The sequence below is a fragment of the Mycobacterium sp. genome (assembly GCF_035314905.1).
In the GTDB taxonomy this organism is placed as follows: domain Bacteria; phylum Actinomycetota; class Actinomycetes; order Mycobacteriales; family Mycobacteriaceae; genus Mycobacterium.
In genome coordinates, this window is record NZ_DATFYW010000044.1 from 1 (window position 1) to 18,571 (window position 18,571).

Below are 18,571 nucleotides of genomic sequence, written 5' to 3' on the forward strand. Positions count from 1 at the left end.
GCTCGACTCGATCGTCGACGAGTTCGCCGAGAACGAAGACCTGCCCAACACCACCAATCCCGATGACTGGGCGCGGATCTCGGGCAAGAAGGGCGAGCGGATCGTCTACATCCGCACGCTGGTCACCGGCAAGTCGTCGAGCGCGTCGCGCGCGATCGACACCGAGTCCAACCTGGGCCAGTACCTGTAGGCGGGACCGCGCGTCAGCCGGTCTCCAGCGAGTAGCTGTTGGCCAGGTCGTCCTGGATCACGTGCGCGCGTTCCGTCGTGGTGTCGACCCGCAGCGGCGTGGTGAGCGTGCGTGCCGCGTAGGTCCACCGCCGGCAGCGAGAGTCGGCCGGCGAGGCCCGGCAGGTCGTCCAGCGACAGGCTGGAATCCACGGTCCGGCTCCAGGTCTGCATGACCCGGCGTTGCCCGTCGGGGTCGGCGAGTTCGAAGACCGGCTGGCCCGCGTCGAAGGTGAAGACGGTGTTGCGTGCGACCCGGTTGACCGTGTACGGCGCCGGGTTCATGGCGGACAGCTGGACGGTGGCCTGCCGGAGCATCTCGACGCCGCCGAAGGTCTTCGTCTCCGGCGGGCCCTGAGCGACTTTCCCGATGCTGCTCGTCAGCCAGTGGCGGGGCCCGTTGAGCAGGGCCGCCGCGGCGTCGTTATCCCGGGCGATGGCCTCGGCGTCGAGTTTCGACCACAGCTGCTGCGGACAGTCGTTGAGGGGGAAGCTGTTGTACCCGGTGGCCTCGGGACCGGAGGCGCCCACTCGGGCGAGAAGCACTTCGCCGTGACGTCTTCCCGAAGACGTCGGTAAGCGGTCCGGCCACCGCGTCGGCCGACACGCTAGCCCCCCGCCGCGATCGGTCGGTCGGAGCGGTGGCCGTTGGACCGCAACGCACTCGCCTCGGTGATCTCGATGGCTTTGTCGGTGTAGACGCGGTAGCCGCAGTCGGGTTTGCAGCCGTGGATTTCGAAGGTGTCGAGGTTGCGGATGAACGACAGGATCTGCTTGCGCAACACCTGCCCCGGAAGCAGGACGGGGCCGGCATCGCAGGCTCCTCCGCAAAGACCGCAGTGTTGCCTAGATCACACTGCGCTGTTCACGCCGGGCCGTCAGTCGCCGCGCTGCGGCGGTAGCGGTTTCGTGCCAGCAGAGTCAGCTTCAGGTCGTCGATCAGCGGATCGACGAACCGCGACCGGTATTCACCGTCACCGACTGCCCGCGCGCTGATGTACATGAACGTCAACCCGCCGAGAAACAGCGTGATCTGAATCAAGGCCTGCGGCACCGGGATTGTCATCCCGAGCACCGTTCCGTCGGGCGAGCCGTCGCGGGTCCACGCGGCCAGCAGTTTTGGACTGAGCAGGATCAGGCCCAGCACCAGGAAGAGTGCGGCGGTCACGGCGGCGACCATCAGGATCTGCGCGAGCTGCGACGCGACGAGTACGAACAGCACGTTGAGCCGCTCGGTGCGGCTCAACGGGTCGGTAGCCGGTGCGGCCGGCATCGCCTCGAACGGAGTGGCGGTCAACCCTGCCGGAGGGTCGTCTGTGGCGCCCGCCGAGTTCATGATCGGCCTGGCTCGGTTGAGGGTGCCGGATATCACGAACGCCGCGGCGATCGCGCCGAGAAACAACAGCGCCAGCCATAGCCGGCGGCGGCTGACCGTCGCTGCCATGAGCCACACCGGGGAGTTGAAGAACACCAGAAAGGTCAGCAACACCACCGGCAGGGCGCGGATCAGCAGGGTGCCGGCGGCGGCGATTTGCGACAGCGTGAGCCGCATCGCCCAGCCGAGCACCGAGCCGACACCCGTCGCGGTCAGCGCCAGCACCAGCACGACCACGACGGCGATGGCGGCCAGGTTGAGCGCGTCGCCGTCGATGGCCACGACCGCGAAGGCCACCGCCACCGCGACGGTCGACGCGACGGCCTGCGCCCGGTTGCCGGCCAGGCGCGCGACGAGCCAGCCGACGAGCGCGGCCAGTGGCAGTGCGAGCACCACGATCGCCAGAACGATCCATTCCGCCGCCGTCGGCACACCCACGATGTCGACGCGGGTCTGACCGGTGAGCAGGTAGATCGGTAGCCAGCAGGCCGGGAGGGTGGCGAAACCGGCGAGCGCGGGGGCCGAGCGCGGCCACACCGCCCGCAGCCGCGCCCGTGGCGTGAGCACCGACGGAAGACCGTGGTCGAGGAACCAGCGCTCGGCGGCTCGGCGAGCGGCAACGGACGATGCCACGCCGGTAGCCTATTCGGCGCGTCGCCTACGCTGATCGCATGCAACGGATTATCGGCACCGAGGTTGAGTACGGCATTTCATCGCCGTCCGACCCGACCGCGAATCCGATCCTGACGTCGACGCAGGCCGTGCTCGCGTACGCCGCCGCAGCGGGCATTCAGCGCGCCAAGCGCACCCGGTGGGACTACGAGGTCGAGTCACCGCTGCGCGACGCGCGCGGTTTCGACCTCAGCCGGTCGGCTGGGCCGCCGCCGGTGGTCGACGCCGACGAGGTGGGCGCGGCGAACATGATCCTGACCAATGGGGCCCGTCTGTACGTCGACCACGCCCACCCGGAATATTCGGCGCCGGAGTGCACCGATCCGCTGGACGCGGTGATCTGGGACAAGGCCGGCGAGCGGGTGATGGAGGCAGCGGCCCGGCACGTCGCGAGCGTGCCCGGCGCCGCCAAGCTTCAGCTGTACAAGAACAATGTCGACGGCAAGGGCGCATCGTACGGCTCGCACGAGAACTACCTGATGTCGCGGCAAACCCCGTTCTCGGCGGTCATCGCCGGGCTGACCCCTTTTCTGGTGTCCCGGCAGGTCGTCACCGGGTCGGGTCGCGTCGGGATCGGCCCGGCCGGCGACGAGCCGGGGTTTCAGCTGTCCCAGCGGGCCGACTACATCGAGGTCGAGGTCGGGTTGGAGACCACGCTCAAGCGCGGCATCATCAACACCCGCGACGAGCCGCACGCAGACGCCGACAAGTACCGACGGCTGCACGTGATCATCGGCGACGCGAACCTGGCGGAGACGTCGACGTACCTGAAGCTCGGCAGCACGTCGCTGGTCCTCGACCTGATCGAGGACGGCATCGACCTGTCCGACCTGGCGCTGGCCCGGCCGGTGCACGCGGTGCACGTGATCAGCCGCGACCCGTCGCTGCGGGCCACGGTCGCGCTGGCCGACGGCCGCGAGCTGACCGCGTTGGCGTTGCAGCGCATCTACCTGGACCGGGTGGCCAAGCTGGTGGACAGCCGGGATCGCGACCCGCGGGCGAACGACATCGTCGAGAGCTGGGCGCACATCCTCGACCTGCTGGAACGCGACCCGATGGACTGCGCCGAGCTGCTGGACTGGCCCGCCAAGCTGCGGCTGCTCGACGGGTTCCGGCACCGGGAGAACCTGGCCTGGTCGGCGCCGCGGCTGCACCTGGTCGACCTGCAGTACTCCGACGTGCGGCTCGACAAGGGCCTGTACAACCGGCTGGTCGCCAGGGGATCGATGAGGCGGCTGATCACCGAGCAGCAGGTGCTCGACGCGGTCGACAACCCGCCCACCGACACCCGCGCGTACTTCCGCGGCGAGTGCCTGCGCCGCTTCGGCGCCGACATCGCGGCCGCCAGCTGGGATTCGGTCATCTTCGACCTCGGCGGCGATTCGCTCGTCAGGATTCCGACCCTGGAGCCGTTGCGCGGCAGCAAGGCCCATGTGGGGGCTCTGCTGGACTCGGTGGACTCGGCCGCAGACCTTGTGGAGCAGCTCACCACGTGAGCTATGCCAGGCAATTTCGTCGTTGACCGGTAGTGTGGAGTAACCGGTGGGCACTTTACGAGCCCACCGATGACAACGCAGGAGGCAGCGATGGCTCAGGAGCAGACCAAGCGTGGCGGTGGTGGCGGCGAGGACGACGACCTCACCGGCAGCACGGCTGCCGGGCAGGAGCGTCGCGACAAGCTGACCGAGGAAACCGACGACCTGCTGGACGAGATCGACGACGTGCTCGAAGAGAATGCCGAGGATTTCGTGCGCGCGTACGTCCAAAAGGGCGGACAGTGACCTGGCCGCACCGCGAGCAGCTGGCTTTACCCAAACCCCTCTCCGGAGCACCCTCCGTACCGCTGGACTTGTCGTCCTTTTCTGAATATCTGCGCCGGCAGGCGCCCGAACTGCTGCCCGCCGGAGCGCCCGGCGACGCGCCCGCGGGCGCGCAGCTGGCGCACGGCACCACGATCGTGGCGTTGAACTATCCCGGCGGCGTGATCATCGCCGGGGATCGCCGTGCCACGCAGGGCAACGTCATCGCCAGCCGCGACGTCAAGAAGGTCTACATCACCGACGACTACACCGCGACCGGCATCGCGGGCACCGCCGCGGTCGCAGTCGAGTTCGCCCGGCTGTACGCGGTCGAGCTGGAGCACTACGAAAAGCTGGAAGGCGTGCCGCTGACGTTCGCGGGCAAGGTCAACCGGTTGGCGATCATGGTGCGCGGAAATCTGGGCGCGGCGATGCAGGGCCTGGTGGCGCTTCCGCTGCTGGCCGGTTACGACGTCGACGACAAGGACCCGATACGGGCCGGGCGCATCGTCTCGTTCGACGCGGCAGGCGGCTGGAACATCGAGGAGGAGGGCTACCAGTCGGTGGGCTCGGGGTCGGTGTTCGCCAGGTCGTCGATCAAGAAGTTGTATCCGCAGGTCGTGGACGGCGACTCGGCGCTGCGGGTGGCCGTGGAGAGCCTCTACGACGCCGCCGATGACGACTCGGCAACCGGTGGGCCCGATCTGGTGCGCGGCATCTACCCGACGGCGGTCATGATCAGCGCCGAGGGTGCCGTCGAGGTGCCCGAGGCTCGCATCGCCGAATTTGCCCGCCAGGTCATCGAAAATCGTTCGCGCGCAAAGACTTTGCGGCCCGACTTCGCCGAGCCGACTGATGCCCGGGGCGGCCCGTGACATTCCCGTACTTCATCTCGCCCGAGCAGGCGATGCGCGAGCGTTCCGAGCTCGCCCGCAAAGGCATCGCCAGGGGCCGCAGCGTGCTGGCCCTCGCCTATGCCGATGGCGTGGTGTTCGTCGCCGAGAATCCGTCGCGATCGCTGCAGAAGGTCAGCGAACTCTACGACCGCGTCGGCTTCGCCGCGGTGGGCCGGTTCAATGAGTTCGACAACCTGCGCCGCGGCGGTATTCAGTTCGCCGACACCCGCGGATACGCCTATGATCGCCGCGACGTGACGGGCCGCCAGCTGGCCAACGTGTACGCGCAGACGCTCGGCACGATCTTCACCGAGCAGGCCAAGCCGTACGAGGTCGAGCTGTGCGTTGCCGAGGTTGCGCACTTCGGCGAGACCAAACCGCCCGAGCTGTACCGCATCACCTACGACGGGTCGATCAATGACGAGCCACACTATGTGGTGATGGGCGGGACAACCGAGCCGATCACGGCCGCGTTGAAGGAGTCTTACGCCGAGAACGCCGCCCTGGGGGACGCGGTACGGATTGCGGTGAAGGCGCTGGAGGCGGGCACCGGCAACGGATCCGGTTCTTCCGAGCCGCGGACGCTGGGCGCCCCGACGCTCGAGGTGGCGATCCTCGATCAGAACCGGCCTCGTCGCGCGTTCCGCCGCATCACGGGTTCGGCGCTGGAATCGCTGCTGCCGCAGCAGTCCTGATAGATAACGTTCCGGGGTGCCGTGATTCGGTGGCCGGCGTTGTCAGCCCCTGGTGGGTCAGGCGACACGCAGCCTCGTACAGCTCGAATTAGGGCGGCGAGATCGACGCCGCGACCACCTGGCCGGGCTGCAGCGTTCGCGATCTCCACGCCGTCGTTCAACGAGCCGATCGCGCCGGCTTTCCCGATCTCCGCCGCGGGCATGCCTGAAAATCCTGGGTCGGGACAACGCTCCGCGGCCGTGTTGAACGCGTGTCGCCGAGGTAACCAGTACGCTCGATTGGGTGCAGCGGCGAATCATGGGCATCGAGACCGAATTCGGTGTCACCTGCACGTTCCACGGGCACCGTCGCCTGTCTCCGGACGAGGTCGCGCGCTATCTCTTCCGGCGGGTGGTGTCGTGGGGCCGCAGTTCCAACGTTTTCCTCCGCAACGGCGCCCGGCTCTACCTCGACGTCGGATCCCACCCCGAGTACGCCACCGCCGAGTGCGACAGCCTGGTGCAGCTGGTCACCCACGACCGCGCGGGCGAGCGGGTCCTCGAGGATCTGCTGATCGACGCCGAGCAGCGCCTGGCCGACGAGGGCATCGGCGGGGACATCTACCTGTTCAAGAACAACACCGACTCGGCCGGCAACTCGTACGGCTGCCATGAGAACTACCTCATCGTGCGGGCCGGCGAATTCTCCAGGATCTCCGATGTGCTGCTGCCGTTCCTGGTCACCCGGCAGCTGATCTGCGGTGCGGGCAAGGTTCTGCAAACCCCGAAGGCGGCGACGTTCTGCCTGAGCCAGCGCGCCGAGCACATCTGGGAGGGTGTGTCGTCGGCCACCACCCGTAGCCGGCCGATCATCAACACCCGCGACGAGCCGCACGCCGACGCCGAGAAATATCGCCGGCTGCACGTCATCGTCGGCGACTCCAACATGTGCGAAATCACCACGATGCTCAAGGTGGGCACCGCCGCGCTGGTGCTGGAGATGATCGAGTCCGGCGTGGCGTTCCGCGACTTCTCGCTGGACAACCCGATCCGCGCGATCCGCGAGGTCAGCCACGACCTGACCGGCCGGCGTCCGGTCCGGCTGGCCGGCGGCAGGCAGGCCAGCGCGCTCGACATCCAGCGGGAGTACTACTCGCGCGCGGTCGAACACCTGCAGACGCGCGAACCCAACGCGCAGATCGAGCAGGTCGTCGACCTGTGGGGGCGCCAACTGGACGCGGTCGAGAGCCAGGACTTCGCCAAGGTAGACACCGAGATCGACTGGGTGATCAAGCGCAAGCTGTTCCAGCGCTACCAGGACCGCAACAACCTTGAGCTGTCCGACCCGAAGATCTCCCAGCTCGACCTGGCCTACCACGACATCAAGCGCGGCCGCGGCGTGTTCGACCTGCTGCAGCGCAAGGGCCTGGCCGCGCGGGTCACCACCGACGAGGAGATCGAAGAGGCCGTCGACACCCCGCCGCAGACCACCCGGGCCAAGCTGCGCGGCGAGTTCATCAGCGCCGCGCAGGAAGCTGGCCGTGACTTCACCGTCGACTGGGTGCATCTCAAGCTCAATGACCAGGCGCAGCGGACCGTGCTGTGCAAGGACCCGTTTCGGGCGGTCGACGAGCGGGTCAAGCGGCTCATCGCGAGCATGTAAGTCGGGCAGTCGGATTTACGCTGGGACGCGTGGGGATCTCCAAAGTCGAGCGGCTGATGAACCTCGTCATCGCGCTGCTGTCCACCCGCAACTACATCACCGCCGAGCGGATCCGCGAGACGGTCTACGGCTACGCCGACAATGCCAGCGACGACGCGTTCGCACGCATGTTCGAGCGCGACAAGAACGAGCTGCGGGACCTCGGCATCCCGCTGGAGACCGGCAGGGTGTCACGGCTGGACTCCAGTGAGGGCTATCGGATCAAGCGCGATGCGTACTCGCTGCCCCAGATCGAGCTGACCGCCGACGAGGCGGCCGCCGTGGCGGTGGCCACCCAGCTCTGGCAGTCGCCGGAGCTGATCACCGCCACCCAGGGCGCGCTGCTGAAGCTGCGGGCCGCCGGGGTCGACGTCGACGCGCCCGACAGCGTCGCGATCACGTCGGCATCGGCGCTGCCGGGCATCCGCGGATCGGAGTCCGTGCTTCCAATCTTGTTGTCCGCCATTAATTCCGGGCAGGCCGTGCAGTTCCAGCACCGCTCGTCGCGCGCCGAGCCGTACACCACGCGGACCGTCGAGCCGTGGGGCGTGGTCACCGACCGCGGCCGCTGGTATCTCGTCGGCCGCGACCGCGACCGCGACGCGGTCCGCACCTTCCGGTTGTCGCGGATCGGGGCCGGGGTGACGGCGATCGGTTCCGCCGGCACGGTCGGCAAGCCCGACGGCATCGACCTGCGGCAGATTGTCGCTCATGCCGTCGGCGAGGCGCCGACCGGTGTCGAGGCCCGGATCTGGGTCGCCGCCGACCGGGCGACCGCGCTGCGGCGCGCGGCTGCGGTCGTCGGCCACGCGGCGCGGGGCGGGCGGGACGGCGACGTGCTGGCGATCGACATCGGTTCGCTCGACCGGCTGGCGCGCGAGGTCGCCGGCTACGGGCCCGACGCGGTGGTGCTGGAGCCCGAGTCGCTGCGCGACGAGGTGCTGGCGCGGCTGCGCGCCCAGGCCGGGCAGGTGCCGGGATGAGCCAATTGCAGACGAGGCTGGCCAGGCTGCTCAACATGGTGCCGTACTTCCAGGCCAACCCCGGGATCAGCGCCGCCGAGGCGGCCGCCGACCTCGGCGTCACCACCAAGCAGTTGATGGACGACCTGAACCAGCTGTGGATGTGCGGGCTGCCGGGCTACGGCCCCGGCGACCTGATCGACCTGTCGTTCTCGGAGGACAGCATCGAGGTGACGTTTTCGGCGGGCATGGACCGGCCGCTGCGGCTGACGTCCCCGGAGGCGACGGCGCTGCTGGTGGCGCTCAGGGCGCTGGTCGAGGTGCCGGGCATGGTCGATCCAGAGGCCGCCCGCAGCGCGATCGCCAAGATCGAGTCGGCGGCCGGAGCGGCGGGCCACGCGACGATGCCCGCCGCCGCGGCGGCCGCCGAAAGCCCGTCGGCGGCGGCCGTTCGCGACGCGGTACGCAGGCGCCGCGCGCTGGAGATCCAGTACTACTCCGCGTCGCGGGACACGTCGTCGCATCGGGTGATCGACCCGATCCGGATCGTGCTCGTCGGCGACCAGAGCTATCTGGAGGCCTGGTGCCGCGCCGCCGAAGGGGTGCGGCTGTTCCGGTTCGACCGGATCGACGAAGCGCGGGTGCTCGACGAGCCGTCAGCGCCGCCGCCTCCCGCCGTGCAGGAGGGCCCGCACACGTCGCTGTTCGACGCCGACCCGTCGCTGCCGGCGGCGACGCTGCGCGTCGCACCCGAGGCGTCGTGGATGTTCGACTACTACCCGATGCGGGTGCTCGCCGAGCTGCCCGACGGATCGTGCGAGGCCGCGATGACCTACGCGTCGGAGGAATGGATGGCACGGCTGGTGCTCGGCTTCGGATCCTCGGTGCAGGTGCTGGCGCCGCAGTCGCTGGCCGGCCGGGTGCGCCGCGGCGCCGCGGCGGCTCTGCAGGCCTACGACGCCGCGACGCTGCGGTAGCATCGAGGCGACGTCTGGAGGTAACGAAATGGGCAGTCTCAGTCCCTGGCACTGGGCGATCATCGCCGTCGTGGTGATCGTGTTGTTCGGTTCCAAGAAGCTCCCCGACGCGGCCCGCTCGCTGGGCAAGTCGCTGCGAATTTTCAAGTCCGAGGTCCGCGAGCTGCAAAACGAGGGCAAGTCGCAACCCGCGCCGCCGCCTGCCACTCCCGTGCAGTCCGAGCGCGTCGAGAACCCCGCGCCTCCGGCCCCCGAGGAGAATCACACCGACGCCAAACCGGCCTGATCCCGCACCCTCCACGTCCCGCCGTCTGGCGCGGCGCAACTGAACACCGCCCGTGAAAACACCCGGTTTTCTGCGTCGGCTCGATCCCCGTCGCCGCCGCAGCCGAACCAATCCCGACGGGACGATGTCGCTCGTCGAACACATCCGCGAGCTTCGCGCGCGCCTGCTGGTCTCGCTCGCGGCCGTCGGGCTCACGACGATCATCGGGTTCGTCTGGTACAGCCACGGCCTGTTCGGTCTGGAAAGCCTCGGTGACTGGTTGCGCCACCCGTACTGCTCGCTGCCGGCTTCCGCCCGGGCGCAGATCAGCGCCGACGGCAGCTGCCGGCTCCTGGCGACGGCGCCGTTCGACCAGTTCATGCTGCGGCTCAAGGTAGGCATGACCGCCGGCATCGTGCTGGCCTGCCCGGTCTGGCTGTACGAGCTGTGGGCGTTCATCACGCCCGGGCTGTACAAGAACGAGCGGCGCTTTGCGACGCTGTTCGTCACCTGTGCGGCAGTGCTGTTCGTGGCCGGGGCGTTGCTGGCCTACGTCGTGCTGTCCAAGGCGCTGCACTTCCTGCTGACGGTCGGAAGCGACGTCCAGGTCACCGCGCTGTCCGGCGACAGGTATTTCGGGTTCTTGATCAACCTGCTGCTGGTTTTCGGCGTGAGCTTCGAGTTCCCGCTGCTGATCGTGATGCTCAACCTCGTCGGTGCGCTGAGCTACGCGCGACTGAAGAGCTGGCGGCGCGGGCTGATCTTCGCGTTGTTCGTGTTCGCCGCGATCGCCACGCCGGGCTCCGACCCGTTTTCGATGGTCGCGCTCGGCCTCGCGCTGAGTCTTCTGCTGGAGCTTTCGATCCAGGTGGCGCGGCTGCACGACAGGCGCAAGGCCAAGCGGGAAGCGGCCGCGCTCGCGGCCCTGCCCGACGACCAGGCCTCGCCGATCGAGGCGCCCTCGGCGGTTCCGTCGCCGTCGGGGGTCGTGCCACCCGACGACGTTTAGGTAAGCGGTGAGCGGTACGGAGACAGCCGGCGCGCGGGTACCTCCGGTCTGCGGGGGCGGACTGGCGCAGTTTGCCGCGCTGCTGCCCTTCGACCTCGACCCGTTCCAGCGGGAGGCGTGCGAGGCGCTGGAACGCGGGCACGGTGTGCTGGTCTGCGCGCCGACGGGTGCGGGCAAGACGGTGGTCGGGGAGTTCGCCGTTCACCTGGCGCTGGCCGCCGGCCGAAAGTGCTTCTACACGACCCCGATCAAGGCGTTGAGCAACCAGAAGCACAACGACCTGGTCGGCCGCTACGGCCCCGAGCGGATCGGCTTGCTCACCGGCGACGTCTCGATCAACGGCGACGCGCCTGTCGTGGTGATGACCACGGAAGTGCTGCGCAACATGTTGTACGCGGATTCGCCTACGCTGGAAGGCCTTTCGTACGTCGTGATGGACGAGGTGCACTTCCTGGCCGACCGGATGCGCGGCGCCGTGTGGGAAGAGGTGATCCTGAACCTGCCGGAGGAGGTCCGGCTTGTCAGCCTCTCGGCGACCGTCAGCAACGCCGAGGAGTTCGGCGGCTGGATCCAGGCGGTGCGGGGTGACACCACGGTGGTCGTGTCCGAGCACCGGCCGGTGCCGCTGTGGCAGCACATGCTGGTCGGCAAGCGGCTGTTCGACCTGTTCGACTACTCGGGTGGCGGCGGCCCCGACGACGCCGGTCGTGGCACACAGGTCAACCCGGCGCTGCTGCGCCACATCGCGAACCGCCGCGAGGCCGACCGGCTGGCCGACTGGCGGCCGCGCGGCCGCGGCCGCAACCCGGGGTCGAGCCTGTTCCGTGCGCCGTCGCGGCCGGAGGTGGTCAGGCTGCTCGACGCCGACGCTCTGCTGCCCGCGATCACGTTCGTGTTCTCCCGTGCGGGCTGCGACGCGGCGGTCGCGCAGTGCCTGCGCTCGCCGCTGAGGATGACCGACGAGCAGGAACGCGAGCGCATCGCCGAGGTCATCGACCGGCGCACCGCCGAGTTGCCCGAACCGGACCTGGCGGTGCTCGGCTACCACGAGTGGCGCGAAGGCCTCCTTCGCGGCCTGGCCGCCCACCACGCCGGCATGCTGCCGATCTTCCGGCACACCGTCGAGGAGCTGTTCACCGCCGGGCTCGTCAAGGCGGTGTTCGCGACCGAGACGCTGGCGCTGGGCATCAACATGCCGGCCCGCACGGTGGTGTTGGAGCGGCTGGTGAAGTTCAACGGCGAACAGCACGTCAAGCTGACGCCGGGGGAATACACCCAGCTGACCGGCCGGGCGGGCCGGCGCGGCATCGACGTCGAGGGCCACGCGGTCGTGGTCTGGCACCCGGACGCCGATCCGGTCGAGGTGGCCGGGCTTGCCTCCACCCGCACGTTCCCGCTGCGCAGCTCGTTCTCGCCGACCTACAACATGACGATCAACCTGGTTCAGCGGATGGGCCCGGAACAGGCCCACCGCCTGCTGGAACGTTCGTTCGCGCAGTACCAGGCGGATCGGTCGGTGGTGGGCCTGGTCCGCGGCATCACCCGCGGCGAACAGCTGCTGGCCCAGATCCGGGCCGAACTCGGCGATGACGCGGATGTGATCCTCGACTATGCGCGGCTGCGCGCGAAGATCACGGAGCTTGAACGCGCCCAGGCCCGCTCGTCGCGGCTGCAGCGTCGCAAGGCCGCCAACGACGCGCTGGCGGCGCTGCGCCGCGGCGACATCATCTCGATCACCCACGGCCGGCGCGGCGGCCTGGCCGTGGTGCTCGAACCCGACCGCGACTCGGCCGAGCCGCGGCCGCTGGTGCTGACCGAAAACCGCTGGGCCGGGCGTATCTCGTCGGCGGACTACTCAGGCGCGCCGCCGCCGCTCGGCTCGATGACGCTGCCCAAGCGTGTCGAGCACCGTCAGCCGCGGGTTCGACGCGACGTCGCGTCGGCGTTGCGGTCGGCGGCCGCCGGACTGGCTGTGCCCACCCGCTCGGGTCGCGGCGGAGAGCCCGACGCCGATCCCGAACTGCTCTCGCTCCGTGAGCAGTTGCGGCGCCACCCCGCTCTTCGGATCGCCGACCGGGAGGCCAGGATGCGGCTGGCCGAGCGGTACCTGCGTATCGAGCGCGAGAACGAGCAGTTGCGCCGCAAGGTGGCCGCGGCGACGAACTCGCTGGCGCGCACGTTCGACCGCATCGTGGGGCTGCTGACCGAGCGGGATTTCATCAAGACCGGCGCGGACGGATCGCCCACGGTCACCGATGACGGGCGGCTGCTCGCGCGGATCTACTCCGAGAGCGATCTGTTGGTCGCCGAATGCCTGCGCAGCGGGGCGTGGACGGGTTTGAGCCCGGCCGAACTGGCCGCGGTGGTCTCCGCCGTTGTCTATGAGTCACGCGGCGGCGACGGGCCCGCGTCTCCGGCGCCGCCCGAGGTGCCGACGGTTCCGCTGCGGCGGGCGCTGGCCAAAACGGCACGGCTGTCCGGACAGATGCGGGCCGACGAGCAGAGGCACCGGATCAGCCCGAGCCGCGAACCCGACGAGGGGTTCGTCATCGCGATCTACCGCTGGGCGACTACGGGGGATCTCACGGCGGCGTTGGCGGCATCCGACGCCACCGGAAGCGGAAGCCCACTTCAGGCCGGCGATTTCGTGCGGTGGTGCCGACAGGTGATCGATCTGCTCGACCAGGTCCGCGATGCCGCCGCCGAGAAGGCGCTGCGCACCGCCGCAAGACGCGCGATCGACGACGTTCGCCGCGGCGTCGTCGCAGTTGATGGCGGGTAAGGTGGCAGCCGACAGACCGGACGAAATGGAGACACGATGACCGAACCGCAGGGACCTGACCCGAACCAGCAGTGGGCATCGCCGCCGTCGGGCCAGCCTGCTGAAGGTCAGGAGCAGCCTTCGGGGTCGTCGGAGCAGCACGCCGGCCAGGACGCCTGGCAGCAACCGGCGTACACCCAGCAGCAGTATCCGCCCTACCAGCCGCCGTCGACGCCGCCGTATGCGGCTCCGCAGCAGTACCCGGCCACCGATCAGTTCGGGCAGGTGCCTCAGTACGGGCCGCCGGGCCAGTACGCGCAGCCGGGACAGTTCGGGCAGGCACCCGAGTACCGCCAGCAGCCCGAGTACGGCCAGCAGCCCGAGTACGGCCAGCCGCCCGGACAGTTCGGTCAGCCGGGCCAGTACGGGCAGTACCCCCCGTACGGCCAGCCCACGGGTGCCGAGCAGGGATCCAAGAGGTCGCTGGCGGTCATCGGCGGGATCGTCGGCGTGTTGGCCGCGATCATCATCGCCGTGGTGCTGGTGCTCGGTTTCTGGAAGCCGGGTTTCTTCGTCACGACGAAGCTCGACGTCAACAAGGCCCAGGCCGGGGTGCAGCAAGTCCTCACCGACGAGACCAACGGGTACGGCGCCAAGAACGTCAAGGACGTGAAGTGCAACAACGGCCAGAACCCGACCGTCAAGAAGGGGGACAGCTTCAACTGCGAGGTCAGCATCGACGGGACCAAGCGGCAGGTGACGGTGACGTTCCAGGACGACAACGGCACCTACGAGGTCGGCCGGCCCAAGTAGTCAGGCCCTGAGCAGGTCGGCCAGCGCGACCGCCAGGTCGTGCAGGTTCGCCTTCAGCGAATAGGTGGGCTCGGTCGCCCAGTTCAGGATGCCGGTGGAGAGCGCGCTCACGATCAGGTCGGCCAATGTTTGGGGGTCGTGGCTGGCGCCGACCTCGCCGCGGGCGACGCCCTCTTTCACCAGTTCGACGAAGGTGTCGTGTAGAACGAAGCCGCGTTGCACGCCGTAGCCGGAGGTCGCCAGCATCTCGCCGATCAGCTCGCGGTAGGTGTCGCCGGATTTCGCCAGCGCCTTGCCGATGTCGTCGAAGACGCCGATCAGCCGGTCGGGGATCGGTTCGCTCGCCCGCGCGAAGACCACGTCGTGCAGGTTGACCAGCCGCCGCTCGGCCAGGGACCGGACCATGTCGCCACGGTTCGCGAAATGGTTGAAGAACGTGCGGTTGGCCACGTCGGCACGCTCGCAGATGTCTTCGATCGTCGTCGCGGCGACGCCTTGCTGCAGGAACAGCTCGAACGCGGCCGCAAGGATGCGTTCCCTGACTTCGCGCTTGCGGCGATCGGCCCGATTCATGGCTGAAGTGTATGCGCTGCAGGATTACAGTTCTATGCCTGGATGCAGTCTCATGCAATACCCCCGCACAGGCGGTCCGAAAGCTCCCATAGGCGACCCGCCCGCGCCTCGTCGAGCGCATACGGCGCGACGGCATCGCTGATCCGGCAGTTCTCGAGGTACACCGATCCGGCGTCGGCCAGTTGCTCGCTCACCGACGCCCACACCTGGGTGGCCGCGCCTTGCTCGGGCAGCAGGAAGTCGCGGCGGAAGTCGGGCGGTTCGCTCGCGCGGGTGCCGCGGGGCGCGAGGCTCCTCAGCGTCGCGAAGTCGTCGCGGGTCATGTGACGCGCCAACGACGTGGCGACGGTACCCGGATGCACGGCGTACGCGCGGACCCCGCAGTCCCGCAGGCGACGGTCGAGCTCGACCATGTGCAGGATGTTCGCGGTCTTGGACGCGCCGTAGGCGACGAACTTGTCGTATTCGCGTGTTTCCCAGTTCGGGTCGTCGAAGTCGACATCACCCATCAGGTGGCCGCCGGAGGAGAGGATCACCACACGTGCCCCGTTCGCGGCGATCAAACGTCCCATGAGCAGCCGAGTCAACTCGAAGTGGCCGAGGTGGTTTGTGCCGAAATGCATTTCGAAGCCGTCGCTGGTCCGGCCGAACGGCGTGAACATCACACCGGCGTTGTTCATCAGCACATGGATCGCGGGGAACTCGTCGCAGATCGCGGCCGCGGCGGCGCGCACGCTCGCCAGCGAAGTCAAGTCGAGCACCAACGCCGACGTGCGGGCGCCGCGAACCTGGTTGTCAATCCACGTCCGTGCCTCGGCCAGTGATTCCCGGTTGCGCGCCGCGAGGACGACATGCGCGCCGGCGGCGGCCAGCGCCCGGGCCGACTCACGCCCCAGACCCGAAGAGGCACCGGTGATCACACACGTCCTGCCGGACAGGTCGACCCCGTCGACAACCTGCAGCGCGGTGCTCATCACGTGCCCGCGAGGCGCCACAGCGGGACCACCACGCCGGGATCGCACTCCTCGTCGACGACCCACTTGCACATCCGGCGGATCGGCTCGATCGCATCCTGGGGCATGGCGACCGCCACACTGCACGCGTAGCCGAGGCTGGTGAGGCGCTGTGCCCCGAAGAGCGCCAGCGTGTCTCGCAACGACCGCTTCAGCGATTCCGGATAGACGCCGACTGTCTGGGTGTAGGCGGTCACCGCCGCGGTGACCGCCTCGACGCTGTAGACGGGGACGAGGTTGGCGACCCGGCCCGAGAGCATCGGCGAGTAGTCGACCGCCTGGTCGAACTGCGAGACGATGATCGCCCCCTCGCGCGACTCGCCGCCGATGACCCGGTACCAGTCCTCGGTCATCCGGGACGCCTCGACGTGCTCGTAGAGGTCGCGGCTGGGATACCGCGGCGCAGTGCTGATGAACGGGGGAAGCGCGACGAGTTCCTGATAGATCATTTCCCCCAGCCGGTTGGCGTTGTCCAGGCCGGCGGCGTCGGTGCCGCTGAGCACGTAGATGACGCGCGCGTTCGCGCAGCCTTCCTGGTTGGCGACGCCGATGTCGGCGGCGGCCCGTCGTGCCACTTCTCGCATGGTGCTCTCGTCGGCGAACGCCTCCGATCCGATGATGGTCGCGCTGCGCTTCGGGTCGAGCGTGATCAACTCCAACCCGGGCCGGATGTAGCGGGTGACGTGTTTGACTGCCGCCAATCCACCCCAGGCCACGATCTTTTCGACGTGCTCGGGCCGATAGAGCGCCTCCTCGACGGCGACATCACCGCCCTTCCAGTAGGCCACCGCCAGATGCTTGGTGAGGGGATGGCCCGGCGCGATGTCGGCCAGAGTGCGGGCGATCGCGACCGCGGTGAGCGGATCGTTCGACGGCGCCTTGATGATCATGTCGCTTCGGGTGATCACCGACCGCAGGATGGTGACCGCCGACACCAGGCCGCCGTTGCCGGCCGGGATGTGCAGCACCCGCGACCCGAACGCGCGCACCCGCAGTTCGCGTCCGTCCAGCAGCTCGTGGGTGACCCAACCGTTCAGGTAGTCGAGGCCGACCTGGCTGTCGGCGATTTCGACGACGTTGTCACGGGCGAACAGCGGCCGCAGGATCTCATAACTGTTCCTGAGCATCTGCGCCGGCAGCGGATTGGCCAGAAGGGCTGCCTCGTAGGCCTCTTGCAGGTGCGCGTTGCGCTCGAACACCAGCGCGTCGCCGAGCGCCGCCAGCACGTCGAGGATCTCGTCGAAGCGCAGTCGGTACAGATCCGCCATCTCCGCGGGGCTGCCCAGCGGCAGCCGTGCGACGTGCTTGGCCATGTCGGGCGAGCAGAATTCCGCACCGCCGCTGCGAGTTCCGAATGAGACGAGATCGTCGGCGATGACCTCGCCGCGCAGGAACAACGGGACGGTGTAGGCACTGCTCACGACTCGAACGCCTTCATGAAGTTGACCGCTTCGTCGTGGACCTCGTGGGTCGCCGCGCAGGTGATCCGGTCGTCCTCGATGCCGCGTTTCTCGCTGTAGCGGATGATGTCGTGCTCGAAGGCGACGCTGCTCTGGCCGCAGGGGCAGGCCAGATCCCAGTCGATCGTGACCTCGTCACCGGAAATGACCGCGCCCCAATGCGCCTTCAGCAGGACGTCGTAGACGGCCGCACGCCCCGTCTGCACGCCGCTACGGGGCAGCGGCTCGCTGGTGTCCGGATCGAGGACGAACGGGATGACCCACGGTTGTACGTGGTAACGGCCCTCGCTGCAGGCCCAGTGGAAGGCGCTCTGCTCGGAGAAGCCGTAGCCCTCCTGGATGCGGTCGACCCCGAGGAACTCACCGATGGTGTCCATGTAGCCCTCCGGCAGGACGACGCCCTTGGTCCCCCGCCGGTGAGGACCACCGAATCCCTGGCGAAGGCGTTGCGCACTCCGCGTTCGAGGCCGGCCCTGGCGACGTCGTACATGAGGCTGGAGGTGCCGATCATGAAAACCCGCTTGCCGCACAGTTCTTCGGTGATCTCTTTGAAGAAGGCGTCCAGTTCCTCGGGCTGGTGCGCCTGCATCGCGATGAACTCGTCCTTGCGGGCGGCCAGCGCCGGGTCGATGACCAACCGGTCCAGCTCGCCACGCGACGCGGCGGCGCGCATCTTCGACGCCAGGAACATCAGGTCGGTGTCGATCGCGCCCGAGTAGAGCGGGTGGAACTTGCCCTCGTCGCCGCCGGTGAATCCTCGCCTGATCATCGCGGCGATCCGCAGATGACCGAGTTTGCCGCTCGCGAAGTTCGGCCAGATGACATCCACGTCGGGGTTCAACTCGGCTTGCGTCGGCTCCCTGCCGAAGGTCTGGAACAGGCAGATCTTCCACAACTCCATGCCTTCACGCGCACCGTGCTTGTCCTTGGGAATGATGGACAGCGTGCCGGTCGTCCCGCTGGAGGTGATCACCTCCAGCGGGGTCTGCTCGTCAAGCCGGTCGATCCACTCGTCGATGCTGTTGCAGCCCTGGGTGTCCACCTTCGACAGGTCGTGACTGGTCAGCTTGTCGAGCCACTTGGTCATCAGGTCGAACCGTTTGTTGTCGACCAGCGCGGGCGGATACGACTTGAAGGCCGTGTGGGAAAACATCAGCGGCACAACGTCGTTGAATTCGCCGAGTTCGGTGATGCCCAGCCGGTCGCCGAGCTTGCGCACCATCTCGATGCTTTCCCGGTGTTGGCCGAAGCGGATCGCCATGGCCCGGCGCTGCAGTTCTTCCAGTTCGTCGCGGGGGATGCTGTGCATCCGGGTCAGCGACCGGCCGAAGAAGCCAATCGGGTCGTCCATGAACTCCGTCACTGTCACGCTGCAACCGTACGTAGTCTTAC

Annotated in this window: 18 protein-coding genes and 2 pseudogenes; 12 read left to right on the forward strand and 8 right to left on the reverse strand. The window is 68.5% G+C overall.

The features are described 5' to 3' along the window. A pseudogene (locus VKG81_RS03475) lies at nt 1-190 on the forward strand (proteasome ATPase); the annotation flags it as partial. A 13-nt stretch (nt 191-203) separates the two neighbouring features. On the opposite strand, the pseudogene VKG81_RS03480 reads toward VKG81_RS03475, so the two are convergent. The 3 genes and pseudogenes from VKG81_RS03480 to VKG81_RS03490 all read right to left on the reverse strand — a co-directional run bounded on the left by VKG81_RS03480 (nt 204) and on the right by VKG81_RS03490 (nt 2,236). Beyond that, nucleotides 204-774: pseudogene (locus tag VKG81_RS03480) on the reverse strand (hypothetical protein). Nucleotides 775-836: 62 nt separating this feature from the next. After that, nucleotides 837-1,010, reverse strand: coding sequence for a hypothetical protein (locus VKG81_RS03485; protein WP_324389743.1), 174 nt, complete (start codon nt 1,008-1,010; stop codon nt 837-839). 83 nt (nt 1,011-1,093) lie between these two features. Further along, the gene (locus tag VKG81_RS03490; protein ID WP_324389745.1) at nt 1,094-2,236 is read right to left on the reverse strand and encodes a hypothetical protein; all 1,143 of its coding nucleotides are present in this window, start codon (nt 2,234-2,236) and stop codon (nt 1,094-1,096) included. A 38-nt stretch (nt 2,237-2,274) separates the two neighbouring features. On the opposite strand from VKG81_RS03490, the gene dop reads away from it, so the two are divergent. The 11 genes from dop (at nt 2,275) to VKG81_RS03545 (ending at nt 14,133) form a co-directional block, all read left to right on the forward strand. Further along, nucleotides 2,275-3,771, forward strand: a complete 1,497-nt coding sequence (gene dop / locus VKG81_RS03495; protein WP_324389747.1) for a pup deamidase/depupylase — start codon at nt 2,275-2,277, stop codon at nt 3,769-3,771. Between the two features lie 90 nt (nt 3,772-3,861). Continuing rightward, nucleotides 3,862-4,056, forward strand: a complete 195-nt coding sequence (locus tag VKG81_RS03500; RefSeq protein WP_324389807.1) for a ubiquitin-like protein Pup — start codon at nt 3,862-3,864, stop codon at nt 4,054-4,056. Nucleotides 4,057-4,076: 20 nt separating this feature from the next. Beyond that, a complete protein-coding gene (gene prcB, locus VKG81_RS03505; RefSeq protein WP_414685132.1) occupies nt 4,077-4,949 on the forward strand; it encodes a proteasome subunit beta in 873 nt (290 codons plus the stop codon). Then, on the forward strand, nt 4,946-5,665 hold the full coding sequence (gene prcA, locus VKG81_RS03510; protein WP_324389751.1) for a proteasome subunit alpha: 720 nt from the start codon (nt 4,946-4,948) through the stop codon (nt 5,663-5,665). The genes prcB and prcA overlap by 4 nt, the downstream gene beginning before the upstream one ends. Before the next feature lie 283 nt (nt 5,666-5,948). Further along, a complete protein-coding gene (pafA, locus tag VKG81_RS03515; RefSeq protein ID WP_324389753.1) occupies nt 5,949-7,307 on the forward strand; it encodes a Pup--protein ligase in 1,359 nt (452 codons plus the stop codon). Between the two features lie 29 nt (nt 7,308-7,336). Then, nucleotides 7,337-8,329, forward strand: a complete 993-nt coding sequence (locus VKG81_RS03520) for a YafY family protein (RefSeq protein ID WP_324389755.1) — start codon at nt 7,337-7,339, stop codon at nt 8,327-8,329. Beyond that, nucleotides 8,326-9,285 (forward strand): YafY family protein, encoded by a 960-nt coding sequence (locus tag VKG81_RS03525; protein WP_324389756.1) that lies wholly within the window; start codon nt 8,326-8,328, stop codon nt 9,283-9,285. Before VKG81_RS03520 ends, VKG81_RS03525 begins: the two co-directional genes overlap by 4 nt. 28 nt (nt 9,286-9,313) lie before the next feature. Next, the gene (gene tatA, locus VKG81_RS03530; protein ID WP_324389758.1) at nt 9,314-9,571 is read left to right on the forward strand and encodes a Sec-independent protein translocase subunit TatA; all 258 of its coding nucleotides are present in this window, start codon (nt 9,314-9,316) and stop codon (nt 9,569-9,571) included. Between the two features lie 52 nt (nt 9,572-9,623). Further along, nucleotides 9,624-10,559 (forward strand): twin-arginine translocase subunit TatC, encoded by a 936-nt coding sequence (gene tatC / locus VKG81_RS03535; protein WP_324389760.1) that lies wholly within the window; start codon nt 9,624-9,626, stop codon nt 10,557-10,559. Nucleotides 10,560-10,620: 61 nt separating this feature from the next. Beyond that, on the forward strand, nt 10,621-13,341 hold the full coding sequence (locus tag VKG81_RS03540; protein WP_324389809.1) for an RNA helicase: 2,721 nt from the start codon (nt 10,621-10,623) through the stop codon (nt 13,339-13,341). A 36-nt stretch (nt 13,342-13,377) separates the two neighbouring features. Continuing rightward, nucleotides 13,378-14,133 (forward strand): DUF4333 domain-containing protein, encoded by a 756-nt coding sequence (locus VKG81_RS03545; protein WP_324389761.1) that lies wholly within the window; start codon nt 13,378-13,380, stop codon nt 14,131-14,133. On the opposite strand, the gene VKG81_RS03550 is transcribed toward VKG81_RS03545, so the two are convergent. The 5 genes from VKG81_RS03550 to VKG81_RS03570 are packed head-to-tail and all read right to left on the reverse strand — an operon-like array spanning nt 14,134 to nt 18,548. Continuing rightward, the gene (locus VKG81_RS03550) at nt 14,134-14,706 is read right to left on the reverse strand and encodes a TetR/AcrR family transcriptional regulator (protein ID WP_324389763.1); all 573 of its coding nucleotides are present in this window, start codon (nt 14,704-14,706) and stop codon (nt 14,134-14,136) included. A gap of 50 nt (nt 14,707-14,756) precedes the next feature. Next, nucleotides 14,757-15,680 (reverse strand): SDR family NAD(P)-dependent oxidoreductase, encoded by a 924-nt coding sequence (locus VKG81_RS03555; RefSeq protein WP_324389811.1) that lies wholly within the window; start codon nt 15,678-15,680, stop codon nt 14,757-14,759. Further along, nucleotides 15,680-17,140, reverse strand: a complete 1,461-nt coding sequence (locus tag VKG81_RS03560; RefSeq protein ID WP_324389765.1) for an acyl-CoA reductase — start codon at nt 17,138-17,140, stop codon at nt 15,680-15,682. The genes VKG81_RS03555 and VKG81_RS03560 overlap by 1 nt, the downstream gene beginning before the upstream one ends. Further along, entirely contained in the window at nt 17,137-17,385 is a 249-nt protein-coding gene (locus VKG81_RS03565; protein ID WP_324389767.1) for a hypothetical protein, read from the reverse strand. The genes VKG81_RS03560 and VKG81_RS03565 overlap by 4 nt, the downstream gene beginning before the upstream one ends. Continuing rightward, nucleotides 17,346-18,548, reverse strand: a complete 1,203-nt coding sequence (locus VKG81_RS03570) for a hypothetical protein (protein ID WP_324389769.1) — start codon at nt 18,546-18,548, stop codon at nt 17,346-17,348. Before VKG81_RS03570 ends, VKG81_RS03565 begins: the two co-directional genes overlap by 40 nt. Nucleotides 18,549-18,571 lie beyond the last annotated feature (23 nt).